The sequence below is a fragment of the Chitinophagales bacterium genome (assembly GCA_041392475.1).
Taxonomy (GTDB): Bacteria; Bacteroidota; Bacteroidia; order Chitinophagales; family UBA2359; genus JAUHXA01.
In genome coordinates, this window is sequence record JAWKLZ010000001.1 from 705,703 (window position 1) to 719,565 (window position 13,863).

Genomic DNA, 13,863 nt, shown 5'->3' on the forward strand with positions numbered 1-13,863 from the left:
TGCCTTCAATTACGAAGACAGACAAAAGAACACTATGAAATCAACCCTACTCTATCTTTTTTTTAGTACAGTTTTGTTAATGTTTCTCGTTGGATGTGAGGATAATACTACAAATAACCAAGAGACACAAAAAGAACGTCCAAATAGCCCGTGGGTGTTTCGCTCGGTATTGGACACACAAGCCCGAATGATTACCCTCGCTTTGGACGACAAAATGTGGGTCGCTTACCGCACCGACAAAGCCTCTCTATATAAGGCATGGAGTGGAGGAGTAGTCTTTCAGGGAGCTGTTTACAACACCATGCACGGCCCCCAGCCTGTCAGTTATGGTGATGCTTGGATGGTTAATAAATACGCAAACCCGTGGTTATTGGTAGAAGACCACGATGCTACTTTGCTGACTGCCAAATACAAAGGACATCGTTTTGAGAACGGATATGTGCAATTGATGTATGAACTGACTACCCCAACAGGTGAAAACATCAATGTGACCGAACAAGTCGAACACTTCAACAGCGGCACACATCAGCAAGGTTTGGAACGCATTTTCACCACAGAAAATGTACCCAAAGGTTTTGAACTAGCTATGTTGGTCAACGTTAGTTCCATCTCAAAAATAGAAGATATCGAAACGGATGGTCAGTTGGAAATCATCCAAAACAGTCCTAGAAAGCTAAACAGCGCAGTAGAAGGAATTGATGTAGATGCCAAATTGATACTCAAGTCCAATGAGAGTACACATTTGACTGTCAAATTTTTAGGCACACCTTTTATACTGAATGAAAACAAAATTGAAGAGGAGGAAGACCTTCCCAAAGGAGCAAAGTTGATTGCCCAAAACGACTGCAAAACATGCCACAACCGACTGAAGAAAACCGTTGGGCCTGCCTATATTGAAGTGGCTCAAAAATATCCCAACAATCCAAATAGTAAAGACTATTTGGTCCAAAAAATCAAAAATGGAGGCGCAGGTGTTTGGGGCGAAACGCCCATGACCCCCCATCCCGAAGTAGCCGACAAGGACATTGAAGAAATGGTAGGTTATATCATGGGTTTGGATGCTGATACTGAAGCAAAAGAGCAGAAAATTACCGCAACAGACACTGAAAACACTGCTCACCAAAAAGGCACAGAAATAGCGGATGGAGATTTATTATCAGGCGTATTGATGACTTTTTGGAAAGACAAACCGATACCGACTTTTACGGATTTTGATTTTGAAGCCAAGCCCTATTTCCAAACTGTGGTTTCGGATGTAGTGGTCAAAAGTACCGATTTTGTTTCGATAGAATCCAACTATGTCATTCGCTACGATGGTTATTTGGAAGTATCAGAATCGGATGTTTACACCTTCAAATTGACGAGTGACGATGGTTCTCAACTGTTTATCAACCAACAAATAGTTGTTGACAACGATGGGTTTCATGGGATGGAAGCCATTGAAGGAAAAATGGCACTCGGCAAAGGCAAACATGCCCTCAAAGTTCTGTTTTTTCAAGGTTTGGGTGGACAAGGTTTGACCTTTGAGTGGAAAAGCAGCAAAGCAGAAAAGTTTGATAAAGTACCCATTGCAGCCCTGCTTCACCACAAAACCCAACAAGCTCCCAACCTTCAATATCCCGCCCCTTCGTTTATCAATGCACCCGAAATTCCTGGCGATGGTTTCCCCTTGCAGTCTGTGCATCCCAACTATGAAGTCACCCAAGCACGCCCCAACGATTTTACTCCAAAAGTCGGTGGAATGGACTTTTTAGCAGATGGTCGCTTGGTTATTAGTACTTGGGATCCAACAGGTTCAGTTTATATTTTGGACAATGTGGCATCCGGAAATCCCGAAAAAATCACCACCAAACGCATTGCATCAGGTTTGGCAGAACCTTTGGGATTGAAGGTGGTGGACAACGAAATTTATGTGCTGCAAAAACAAGAAGTGACCAAATTGGTGGACACGAATGGCGACGACATCATTGACGAATACCGAGCCGTTTCGCAAGATTGGCGCACTTCCGCTAATTTTCATGAGTTTGCCTTTGGTTTGGAATACAAAGATGGCTATTTCTATGCGACTTTGGCAACCGCCATTCAATCAGGAGGTGCAAGTACCAATCCACAAATTCCCGACCGTGGAAAAGTGGTGAAAATCTCTAAGGAGACAGGCAAAGTAGAATTTATCGCTCACGGTTTGAGAACTCCAAATGGTATCGGAATCGGTGTGGATGGCGAAATATTTGTGGCAGACAATCAAGGCGATTGGCTGCCTTCCTGCAAAATCCTGCACGTCAAAGAAAATGCTTGGTATGGCTCACGTTCAGTTGATTTTGCAGGGACAGAAGGCATTGAAGCAACACTGCCTGTGGTTTGGCTTCCGCAAAACGAAATCGGTAATTCTCCGAGTCAACCCACTTACTTCAATGATGGATTGTACAAAGGACAGATGATTCATGGGGAAGTGACACATGGCGGATTGAAGCGGGTATTTGTCGAAAAAGTAAACGGCAACTACCAAGGTGTTGTTTTTCGGTTTACGCAAGGTTTGGAAGCGGGAATCAATCGAATCGTGTGGGGACCTGACGGTGCATTGTATATGGGCGGGATTGGTTCATCGGGTAATTGGCAGCATACAGGCGGATTGTGGTATGGTTTGCAGCGAATGGCCTACAAAGAAGACCGAACGTTTGAAATGTTGGCGGTGCGTGTCAAATCGAATGGTTTTGAAATTGAATTTACCGAACCTCTCAGAAATGGAGATGGCTGGAATACAAGTGATTACCAAGCCAAACAATGGTGGTACAAACCTACGGAGGATTATGGTGGTCCTAAACTTGATGAAGAAACCTTGCCGATTCAATCAGTGCAGGTTTCGGAAGACCGAAAGAAAGTGTTCCTTGAATTGAAAAACATAAAAGCTGAACACGTTGTGTATTTGCGGATTGCGAACCCATTTATCAGTGAAAAAGGGCATGAATTGTGGTCTTCGGAGGCATGGTACACCCTCAATGCGATTCCCGAAAATGACAAAGGCTTTGAGAGCAAAACTTCAAAGCCTTCTACTGCAATGAATACCCTTAGTGAAGTAGAGAAAGCCGATGGTTGGAGCTTACTTTTTGACGGTAAAAGCATAGAAGGGTGGCATAATTACGGCAAAGAAACTGTTGGGAAAGGTTGGAGAATTGAAGACAATGCTTTGATGTTGGATACTTCAAATGGCGAGGGCGGTGACATTGTTTCGGATGATGAATACGAGAATTTTGAGCTAAGCGTGGACTGGAAAATTCAGGCTTGTGGGAATAGTGGTATTTTCTACAATGTCTTGGAATCCAGTGAATACGACGCTGTTTGGCGAACAGGACCTGAGATGCAAGTATTGGACAATGTGTGCCATCCCGATGCCAAATATCCCAAACACCGAGCGGGTGATTTGTACGATTTGATTGCTTGCCAATACGAAACAGTGAAACCTGCTGGTAACTGGAATCAGGCTCGAATTGTATCAAACCATGGCAAGGTTGAGCATTGGCTAAATGGTCGAAAATTGGTGGAGGTGGAAATGTTTACCCCAGAATGGAACGAACTGATTGCCAATAGCAAATTCAAAGATATGCCCGCTTTTGGCATGTCAAAAAAAGGCCATCTTGCGCTGCAAGACCACGGAGATAAGGTGTGGTATAGGAATTTGAAGGTGAGGAGGCTGAAGTAATCAGCCACTAATCCTCCAAAACAGGCACAACCACTCTGAAAGTCGTTCCTTGATCCAAAACCGACTGAGCAACAAAAATTTTCCCTTTATGATACATCTCCACGATGCGTTTGGAGAGTGATAGACCAAGACCCCAGCCCCGTTTTTTGGTGCTGTAACCTGGTTTAAAAACTGTTTTGAATTTGGATTTTGGAATCCCTTTACCCGAATCCGTTACTTCAATGATTACCTTGCCTGCCTCTTCCCACATTTTGACATCCAATTTCCCTTCTGGGCCCATCGAATCCAGTCCATTGCGAATAAGGTTTTCGATGACCCAATCAAACAAAACATTGTTTACATTGGCACGAATTTCAGGTTGTGCGGATTCAAAACTCACCACGACTTGTTTGGACGCTCTGCGGCGCATATAAGTAGTCGTTTCTTTGACAGATTCTACAATGTTGGTAGGAGATAGTTTGGGTTGTGCGCCAATCTTTGAAAAACGGTCTGCAATGAGTTGTAAGCGTCCCACATCCTTCTCCAATTCTTCACCTACCATTTGTGCCTCCCCGCTGGGGTCTTCCGAAATTTTGAGCATTTCGACCCAGCCTACCATCGAAAATAAAGGTGTACCCAATTGATGCGCTGTTTCTTTCGCCATACCCAACCACACCTTGTTTTGTTCGGCTCGTCTTGCAGCATCAAAAGCCACATACGCAATCAGTAGAAAAATAGAAATGATGAATAACTGAAAGAGGGGATAGGTTCGCAATTGTTGCAGGATACTTGATTCATTGTAGTAAATAAAACTTTTTCGCTCCAATATTTTACCTGTTTCGTTTCCTTCATCATCTCTTTCGTTGAAGCGAGCCGAAATTTCGATGGGAGGAAAACTGTTTTTCATAGCCTCCAATTCGTCCATCACAATGGCAGCATCTTCCAAATTTTTCAAATCAAAGGTTCGTTCATTGTCATTGGGGTCGAGATTTCGAGTGCCTGTAATTTGGTCCTTGCCATTGGTTTGGATGACAGGAATGGTCGTATTCGAAGTGGTGATTTCCTGCAAAAAAGCAAGAATATTGGATTCATATTCTTCCAATACCTTCTGTGCCAAAGGGTCTAACTGTTCCTTTTGGTTCATAAATGAAAAAATATTTTTGATTTCATTTACCGCCTTGCCGTATAATTCTATCTTTTTACGCTCTTCATTTGCCAACTGATTGGCGAGTGATTGGCTGTAATATAAACTGATGGCAACGATGATGAGTGCTGCTGCTATCAAAGCTATTTTCCATTGAAGGGTTTTGTCGTATAGGTTCATGTAATTGTGTTGATGTTTAGACTTTTACTTAGAATTGTCAATAAAATATTACTTAAGTAGTTAGTCAAATTTAACTTAACAACTAATTTTTTATAATAGCCTGCTTATCAAAGATTTTTTTCATTTTAATTTTCATTCACTACTTATTTTCTACCAAAATCTGCTGGAATTTCGCCCCATGCTGCTGTCTCCCACTTCAATATTTTATTGGAGTAGGTGTTGTTTTTTAGCCATGCTAAACCCCTATCTATCAGTTCAAATAAATGGCGGTTGGTATTGTTTCGCTGCAAAGTAGTCTTTACCTGTTTGTTGCGAACCCAAGCCATTGCAGTTCTCGAATCTGAATAAATAGGAATATTACTGCCTTTCTGCTTCAAATATGCCAAACCATGTACTAAAGCCAAAAATTCACCCAAGTTGACTGTTCCTTGAGGGAAAGGCCCTTGGTGAAAAAAACGAATCCCCGATTTGGTATCAACGCCTTGGTATTCCAAAACCCCTGGATTTCCACTGCAAGCTGCATCTACTGCAAGGCTTTCCAATATGGGTTTCCCGATTAAGCGCAACTGTTCTTCTGTCAAAGAAGTATCGTTTTTTACATTTTTACCGATGTAATCGCTGCTATTTCCATAATAGGCTTCTTCCGCCAACTCTTTGCTTTGGAAGGATTTGTACCTCGCTCCAGCAAAACCTTTTATTTGGGCTTGACAATCTGCCCAATTGTCGAAAATGCCTGTTTCATTGCCTTCCCAAACTACGTAGTATTTTTTCTTACTTTTTGCCATACCTCTAATTCTTTCTTTTCAATAAAAGTCGAAATATACGGATTTTTTGAAGATCCCATTTAGTGTGTCATTGAACGATTAAAATAACGCTTTCAAACAAACAATTGATATAATTAGCATATAAAGTTAAACCAAAACAACTATAAGCAACTATGCTGACAGCTCAAAGTTCACAGAAATTGTACTTTTGCTGCTTGATTTTTTACAAAAAACTCAATCTTTTTTTGATGAAAAAATACATTTTATCCTTGCTGCAATTTGCTTGTGTATGCTTTATTGTTGGCACCTTATTTCTCCCAGTTTTTGCTCAAATTCAAATGGACTCCTTGTCTAATCTTTTTTATCCAGATGGGTTAAATGATGTTTGGGGATATGTAGATGAATCAGGCAATGAGTATGCCTTGGTGGGAGTGAAGACGGGAGTTTCGATTGTCAATGTCACAAACCCTGTTGAGCCACAAGAGTTGTTTTTCATTGAAGGTGAAAGTAGTATCTGGCGTGATTTAAAGACCTATGAACACTATCTCTACGTTGTGAATGAAACAAAAGGAGGAATGCAAATCATTGATCTTCAAAATTTACCTATGTCTATAGATACCTCGGTTTACATTGAAGATAGCAGCCTCAATACTGCTCACAATATTTATATTGATGAGCGTGGCTTGGCGTATTTGTCGGGCTACAATAATTTCAAAAAAACTATTCCGACGGCACAAAGAGGAGTCAAAATATTGGATTTGAAGCCCAATCCTCTTGCGCCCACTTTTTTGTATGACTTTACCCACCAATATTCACACGATGCGTATGTAAGGAACGGTATTTTATTGAGTTCAGAAGTATATGTAGGACAGTTGATGATTGCAGATGTAAGTGATCCGATGAATCCAGTGGTTTTGGCAACTCATTCAACGCCAAATGATTTTACACACAATGCTTGGTTTTCGGATAATGGGCAGGTCGTATTTACAACCGATGAAAAAAACGATGCCTACATAGCTTCTTATGATATTTCTGATTTGAGTGACATCCGAGAGTTGGATAGATACCAATCTTCACCCGGCGAAAATGTGATGCCTCACAATGTGCATGTATTCAATGATTTTCTGGTGATTTCTTATTATAATGATGGCGTAATCATTGTAGATGCGCACGAACCTGATGCTTTGGTCGAAACCGAATATTTCGATACTTCGCTGCACAGTGGTATGGGAGCATTGGGATGTTGGGGGGCTTATCCTTTTCTACCATCGGGTAATATTTTGGCGACTGACCGTGAGCAAGGTTTGTTTGTTTTGCGCCCTACTTACCAAAGAGCCGCTTATGTGGAAGGCAATGTTACCAATAAGGAAACAGGTGAAGTTGTTGAAGGAGTAGAGATAAAGATTGAAGGAAAAGAAGGTATGGAAATAAGTGATTTTGGAGGACACTTCAAAACAGGAGTAGCACAAGCTGGAACATATACTTTTTCATTCTACAAGTATGGTTATGAGCCATTGACAATCGAAAATGTAAATTTAGAAACGGCAAAAATAATGCTCTTGAATGTAGAACTTCAAGCCCGTACAAGTTTTGAATTGACAGTAGAAATAGTCGATAAAGCAACAGGCAAACCGATTGAAGGAGTACAGTTTGAAGCAAAAATACCTGCAATTAACTACGCACAATTGAGTAACGAATCGGGGAATATTTCTATAAGTTCTTTTTACGCTGACAAATACTTGATTTTGGCATACAAATGGGGCTTGGTAACATGGATTAAAGATATAGTGGTGAATGAATCGAACACACATTTGCGTTTGGAACTTCAACGGGAATACGAAGATGATTTTTGGCTTAATTTCGGTTGGTCGGTCAGCGTTGCGGGAGATATGACAGGCGTTTGGAAGAGGGATGTGCCTAAAGGAACTTTTTTGGAGGATGGAAGTGCGTGCAATCCCGACAAAGATGTGCAGGATGATTTTAGCAATTTCTGTTTTGTGACTGGCAGTAGCGGAGGCGAATTGGAGGACAATGACCTCGATGGTGGCACAACGACTTTGTTTTCACCGATTTTTGATCTCACCGATTTCAATCTGCCCATTCTTTCTTTTTACCAATGGTTTTGCAGCAGTGATGTATCAGATAATGAAGCGGATTTTGTAAAATTTGAACTGAAAAACGGTATAGATACTGTTGATTTACAAACAATTTATACCGATTATGAAACCCAGAATGTTTGGCATCAGCAATCCTTTAATGTGTTGGAGTATTTGCCTGCAACACAAAATATGCAGTTGATTATCACTGCAAAAGGATCTTCAGCGGATTTGGTGGTAGAAGCTGCAATAGACGTTTTTAGAATCATGGATGCAAATCCAACTGACATTGAAGAGCCCATTTCAAACAATCGGTTCAACCTGCAAATTATACCCAATCCTTTTGAAAATCAAACAATTTTTCAATTTGAAAATGTCCCTGCTACTACCAATCCTATTTTGCTGCAAATTTTTGATAGCATGGGAAGAATGGTTTTGCAACGGAGGTTTTTGCAGCATGAACTTATTGGCTTCAATTGGGGAGAATCAGCAGAATCGGGCTTGTATATTGTGAAATTTGGAGGCGAAACAAGGAAGGTATTGAAATACTAAATACTGGCAACAAAATAAATACCACATTCGAGGTGGAGACTTTTGAAGTCTACTCTTTGAAGAATATTGATTTTTTCTACGATTGTTTAAAATTTTGCATTTTCTCTTCAATCAAAATCAATAACTCATCAAAGGAAATTTTCAGTCCATTTGCAGAAATACTGACAGGTGTTCCCATGTATTTTTCATTTGATTGCATTATTTTTTTCTTCAATGGGTTGGCTTGGCGAGCGATGTAATCTTTGGGATTTTGAAGGGTTATAGCCACGAATCTTTGTTTGGATGCTATACCTACCTGAACTGTATATTCATAAATATCAATAATATCTGTCCAATAAATTCTACCAATGGACAAACCACCTGAATTGTCGATAATTCCCAATTCGTCAATCACCAGTCCAGGTTTTTTATCAAATAATTTTTTGGTGAAAAAGTACATTCCACCCAAACCCATCAAAAATCCCAATACCGATACAATGCAAATGAACCATGAATCACCTTCAAAAAATGAATCATGGGAATTGATATACCGTAGAAGTAACCAATAACTCAAAACGACAAATAGTATAGAACTCAGCAAAAGTAAGCTCAATTTTACTTTGCTGAGAGGAATTTCAATGATGTCTGTGTTGTTCATTTTCTTCTTTTTATATGTGAATCATTGCGTTATTTAGTTGTTAATTTAACTCTTATAAACAGATATAAGTTCCAAAATTAGTAGAGAAAAATAGAGAAATATTAAGCAAAAGTTTTTAAATTAAAGTGTGACAAAATAGACATTTAAAGTCTATTATTGCGGCTTCAAAAAAAAGGTAGCTTCTAAAATACAAAAACTATGTCAAGCGAAACAAACAGTCAAATACACAATGCTCAAATAATCCAACCAGGAACATTTGAAGCAGAAGACCACTGGTACGCCAAAGCATTCAATTCAACCATTCACCCAATGGTCAACTTTTTCTTGAATTTAGATAAAGACAGGATTGTGAATCGATACTGTCATTTACATCCGATGGTAGATCGAGAAAAACTGAGCGAATTGTTGGATTATCAATGCAAGTATTTTATGTGGGCAGGAGCGGATCTAATCAATGTTACCTCTGCAAAAGGCAAGCGTCAGATGGTAGTTATTGAAAACAATTCCTGTCCGTCTGGCCAAAAATCTATGCCATTGCGTGATGATCACCAAGAAGAAGGTAGTTATCGTCTATTGATAGAGCGTACTTTCAAACCTTATTTGAAGTCGAAGAGTGGCGCACCCCGAATCAAAGGTGCATTGGCGGTTATACACGACAAAAATCCGATGGAAACCTTAGGGTATGCTAAAGTGATTGCAGATGTATTTGAAGAACCAGTTTATTACGCTTATTTTGAACAGTTCGACAAAGATCCACCTGTGAAATTTGAAGATGGGGTAATGTTTATACGAACCGAAGATGGAGAATGGCATCAAATCCGAGCAGCTTTTCGGTATGTGACACAGCGTCCTTGGAACCGTATTCCTTTACATACCAAAACACGCATCTTAAATCCTATTATTGCTTGTCTAACAGGTGGTCGGAATAAGATGGTAGCTGCAAAAGCATACGATTTTTTCAATGCCGACATTCGGTCTGCTGGTTTGAAAATCATTATTCCCGAAACAATTTGGGATGTAAGCAAAGCCGAAATTCCGCTATGGGTCAAAAAAATGGGAGGACAAGCGGTGATAAAAATTCCTTACAGCAATGCTGGGCAGGGGGTTTTTACGATTGTCAATCAAAAAGAACTCGATGATTTTATGTTAAAAGAATTTGAATATGAGCGTTTTATTGTTCAAAGTTTGATTGGTAACTATCATTGGAGTTCTATAAGTTCAGATGGGAAGTTTTACCACGTAGGAACGATGCCCAATGCAAAGGGAAATACTTATGTTTTTGACCTAAGGATGATGGTAAGCAGTACGAAGGAAGGGATACGTCCATTGGGTGTTTATTCCCGAAGAGCAGCCAAACCGTTGGTTGATAAAATATCGGAAAGCGGTGATTCGTGGGATATATTGGGTACAAACCTTTCAATCAAAAACGAGGATGGGAGTTGGGATAGCGATACGAATCGGTTGATACTCACTGACCGTAGGGACTTTAATAAATTAGGTATCGGTTTAGATGATTTGATTGAAGCATATATTCAAACCGTCTTGTCTACCATTGCGATTGATAAAATGTCGCACACACTCATTAATGCCAAAGGAAGGTTCAGTATGCGTTTGTTTAAACCGCTAAATGATGACCAAACCTTGGTTAACGAAATTATGTTGTAAATAAATGAAATACAAAGTTTTAACATTAACGGACCACAGTGGGCATAGTTCAGAAAACTCTATTTATGCTCTCATGCGAACTATGTTACAACATCCAAATTGCAGTAGTATTGATGTTGCCAGTCGAGGAAATCCTGCCAATGATTCCTTTTTTCACCATTTTACCAGTACAAGTTTAGAGGTCACGAGGATTGACGAAAATTTTGAATTTCAGAAAGATGGAAGGCAGTTTTTGAAGAATACGGTAGTGTGTAATTTGAAGGATTATGATTTGATTATGATGCGATTACCTCGACCTATTGGGGCAGGATTTTTTGATTTTTTGAAGAATAATTTTCCTGAAAAATACATTGTCAACCGTCCAAGTGGTATAGTAATGACTAGTTCCAAAGAATATCTGCTAAATTTTCCTTATGTTTGTCCTCCAATAAAACTATGTCATACAATCGAAGATATTCTGCAATTCAAAAAGGAGTTTTCGATAGTATTGAAGCCTTTGCGAAATTATGGTGGCAAGGGTATCGTAAAAATTGAAGGAGAGCAGGTGTATTATGGTAATAGTATGATGGACTTCAATGAGTTTTTACCGACTCTTAAAGAAAATCTCACAACAGATGGTGCGTATTTGGGAATGAAATATTTGAAAAATGTGCATCAAGGAGATAAACGAGTTATTTTAGTGAATGGGCAGATTTTGGGAGCTTCATTGAGGTTGCCACCTAAAGGCTCTTGGATGTGTAATGTGGCGCAAGGCGGAAGTTCCATTTTGTCGGAAGCAGACGAACAGGAACACTTGATTGCCGCAACAATAAGCCCGAGCTTATTGGAACAAGGAATTGTGGTATGTGGATTTGATACGCTTGTGGATGACGATGGAAAAAGGGTATTATCCGAAATCAATACTTTAAGCGTTGGCGGACTCCCACAAGCTGCCGAGCAATCGGGGCAACCTGTAGTGGAACAAGCAGTAGATTTAATTTTTGATTATTTAGAAACCAAACGAAGGAGAATATAGATGGACATTAGAAATGTAAATAAGTTAGAGATTGAAAGTGCTCCAAAAGGTGAAATTACCCGATTTTGGGTAAAATTGATTTCGGACGGATTGGGAAACCCTATCAATGTCCCCGTAATGGTTGCAAGGGGTTTGAAAGATGGCCCTGTTTTGGGTTTAACGGCGGCAGTGCATGGGAATGAGCTAAATGGGATTCCAGCCATTCAGCGGTTGTTTGGAGAATTGGATGCCAAAGAACTACGTGGAACAGTTGTGGGTGTACCAATTGTAAATGTGCCAAGTTTTATTCGCCGCAAACGACGTTTCAATGACGGAACTGACCTTAACCATATTATGCCGGGGAAAATAGACGGCAATGTAAGTCAGGTATATGCTTATCGAATTATTCATCGAGTGATTCATGAGTTTGAATATTTATTGGACTTGCATACAGCAAGTCTTGGGCGTATCAATTCGCATTATGTTCGAGCAGATTTGAGTAAGACCATGACTGCAAAATTAGCCGAATTGCAAAATGCACAAATTGTAGTCAACGATCCCCCTTCTGACGGTACGCTTCGTGGGGCAGCTGATGAAATGGGAATATGTGCTGTTACCCTTGAAGTTGGCAATCCGAACCGTTTTCAAAAACGCATGATTCGCTCTGGATTGATTGGAATTCACAATGTGTTGGCATACTTGAAGATGACAGATGATGAAATTGAAATTCCAGAAAAACCAACTGTTTACTGCAAAGACTCAAAATGGATTTATACAGATACAGGTGGTGTATTAACTGTAATGCCCGAGGTGACAGATTTCGTGAAACAAGGTGAATTGATTGCTACTATACGAAATATTTTTGGCGATGTAATGCAAAAATACTATGCTCCTAATGATGGGATTGTGATTGGCAAAAGCGTGAGTCCTGTAAATCAAACAGGAGGTAGGATATTGCATTTGGGAACGGTTTGATCTTAATACTGCAAAAAAGAAAGCTTCAATGACTACGATCAACCGCTTCCATCAATGTTTTCAAATTGCCAAACCCATCATTGGCATGATACACCTACAAGCTCTTCCCAATACCCCAAATTATGATGGCTCAACAACTTCAATCATCGAAAAGGCAACACAAGAAGCTATTCTTTTGCAGCATTCAGGGATAGATGCCCTTATGATTGAAAATATGCACGATACGCCTTACCTAAAAGGAGAAGCCAATCCAGAAATCGTAGCAATGATGAGCATCATTGCTTACAAAATCAAGCAGGAAACCCAAATCCCCTGTGGTGTGCAAGTATTGGCTGGTGCCAACAAATCGGCATTGGCGATAGCGAAAGCAGGAGGATTGGATTTTGTACGAGTGGAAGGATTCGTATTTGGACATGTAGCAGATGAAGGATGGATAGATGGCTGTGCGGGTGAGTTGATGCGCTATCGGCGACACATTGAAGGTGAAGATATTTTGGTTTTGACCGATATTAAAAAGAAACACAGCGCACATGCTTTGACTGCTGATGTCGACATTGCAGAAACTGCCAAAGCTGCTGCTTTTTTTCGCAGTGACGGAGTGATTGTTACTGGAGCTTCAACAGGTCAAACTGCTGATTTAGAGGAAATAAAAGAAGTGAAGGCTAAAACAGAAATTCCTGTTTTGGTAGGATCAGGGGTCAATTTGCAGAATGTAGAGGAATACTTACAGGTGGCCGATGCCTTGATTGTGGGTTCTTACTTCAAAAAATATGGACATTGGGCGAATGAATTAGAGAAGGAAAGGGTTAGGAGACTTATGGAAAGAGTTATGAAATGGAGAAAAGATTGAAATTTTGAATCGTAAATGTTGTTGAGGACGATATATTCAACCTTTGGATTTTGGATTGATGGCGGGAGCAGAGGTTGAATTAAATTCATTCATAGTGAACATCTTTTACCAATTAGGTTTGGAAAATATATCTAATTATACAGAAGATGGCACAGCAATAAAAAATAGAATCTTAGGTGTATTGTTGGGCTATAAACTGGGGGAGAAATATAAGAGAGGAGGTCTATTTTGCTGTCATCTCAAACGAAAGTAAAAAATGAAAATTAAAGTTGAGGCTAAGTCATTAATCAAGAATGACTTTTAGTTTAAAAATAGTCTGTTAACTCGCTT

The 13,863-nt window shown here is 39.8% G+C and carries 9 protein-coding genes; 6 read left to right on the top strand and 3 right to left on the bottom strand.

Annotated elements, in window-relative coordinates:
• Positions 1–34: 34 nt before the first annotated feature.
• Complete coding sequence (locus R3E32_02580) at positions 35–3,697, top strand: family 16 glycoside hydrolase (GenBank protein MEZ4883597.1); 3,663 nt, start codon at positions 35–37, stop codon at positions 3,695–3,697.
• 7 nt (positions 3,698–3,704) lie between these two features.
• Here R3E32_02580 and R3E32_02585 read toward each other — a convergent pair whose 3' ends face one another.
• Both R3E32_02585 and R3E32_02590 read right to left on the bottom strand, forming a co-directional pair.
• Positions 3,705–5,000 (bottom strand): HAMP domain-containing sensor histidine kinase, encoded by a 1,296-nt coding sequence (locus R3E32_02585; protein ID MEZ4883598.1) that lies wholly within the window; start codon positions 4,998–5,000, stop codon positions 3,705–3,707.
• A gap of 143 nt (positions 5,001–5,143) precedes the next feature.
• Positions 5,144–5,785 carry a viroplasmin family protein gene (locus tag R3E32_02590; GenBank protein ID MEZ4883599.1) on the bottom strand — a complete coding sequence of 214 codons (642 nt, stop codon included), beginning with the start codon at positions 5,783–5,785 and terminating at the stop codon, positions 5,144–5,146.
• Between the two features lie 227 nt (positions 5,786–6,012).
• On the opposite strand from R3E32_02590, the gene R3E32_02595 reads away from it, so the two are divergent.
• Complete coding sequence (locus R3E32_02595; GenBank protein MEZ4883600.1) at positions 6,013–8,412, top strand: choice-of-anchor B family protein; 2,400 nt, start codon at positions 6,013–6,015, stop codon at positions 8,410–8,412.
• A gap of 76 nt (positions 8,413–8,488) precedes the next feature.
• Here the strand turns inward: R3E32_02595 and R3E32_02600 are convergent, their stop codons facing one another.
• Positions 8,489–9,049 (bottom strand): STM3941 family protein, encoded by a 561-nt coding sequence (locus R3E32_02600; protein MEZ4883601.1) that lies wholly within the window; start codon positions 9,047–9,049, stop codon positions 8,489–8,491.
• A 198-nt stretch (positions 9,050–9,247) separates the two neighbouring features.
• Here R3E32_02600 and R3E32_02605 point away from each other — a divergent pair, with 198 nt between their 5' ends.
• From R3E32_02605 to R3E32_02620, 4 genes are all read left to right on the top strand, one after another.
• Positions 9,248–10,714 carry a hypothetical protein gene (locus R3E32_02605; GenBank protein MEZ4883602.1) on the top strand — a complete coding sequence of 489 codons (1,467 nt, stop codon included), beginning with the start codon at positions 9,248–9,250 and terminating at the stop codon, positions 10,712–10,714.
• A gap of 73 nt (positions 10,715–10,787) precedes the next feature.
• Complete coding sequence (locus R3E32_02610) at positions 10,788–11,729, top strand: hypothetical protein (protein ID MEZ4883603.1); 942 nt, start codon at positions 10,788–10,790, stop codon at positions 11,727–11,729.
• Entirely contained in the window at positions 11,730–12,683 is a 954-nt protein-coding gene (locus tag R3E32_02615) for a succinylglutamate desuccinylase/aspartoacylase family protein (GenBank protein ID MEZ4883604.1), read from the top strand.
• 28 nt (positions 12,684–12,711) lie between these two features.
• Positions 12,712–13,533, top strand: a complete 822-nt coding sequence (locus R3E32_02620; protein MEZ4883605.1) for a BtpA/SgcQ family protein — start codon at positions 12,712–12,714, stop codon at positions 13,531–13,533.
• Positions 13,534–13,863: the final 330 nt, after the last annotated feature.

Coding starts and splice junctions, on each gene's coding strand:
- R3E32_02590 (MEZ4883599.1), bottom strand. CDS start 5,785: ATGGCAAAAAGTAAGAAAAAATACTACGTAGTTTGGGAAGGCAATGAA.
- R3E32_02605 (MEZ4883602.1), top strand. CDS start 9,248: ATGTCAAGCGAAACAAACAGTCAAATACACAATGCTCAAATAATCCAA.
- R3E32_02595 (MEZ4883600.1), top strand. CDS start 6,013: ATGAAAAAATACATTTTATCCTTGCTGCAATTTGCTTGTGTATGCTTT.
- R3E32_02610 (MEZ4883603.1), top strand. CDS start 10,788: ATGCGAACTATGTTACAACATCCAAATTGCAGTAGTATTGATGTTGCC.
- R3E32_02615 (MEZ4883604.1), top strand. CDS start 11,730: ATGGACATTAGAAATGTAAATAAGTTAGAGATTGAAAGTGCTCCAAAA.
- R3E32_02580 (MEZ4883597.1), top strand. CDS start 35: ATGAAATCAACCCTACTCTATCTTTTTTTTAGTACAGTTTTGTTAATG.
- R3E32_02600 (MEZ4883601.1), bottom strand. CDS start 9,049: ATGAACAACACAGACATCATTGAAATTCCTCTCAGCAAAGTAAAATTG.
- R3E32_02620 (MEZ4883605.1), top strand. CDS start 12,712: ATGACTACGATCAACCGCTTCCATCAATGTTTTCAAATTGCCAAACCC.
- R3E32_02585 (MEZ4883598.1), bottom strand. CDS start 5,000: ATGAACCTATACGACAAAACCCTTCAATGGAAAATAGCTTTGATAGCA.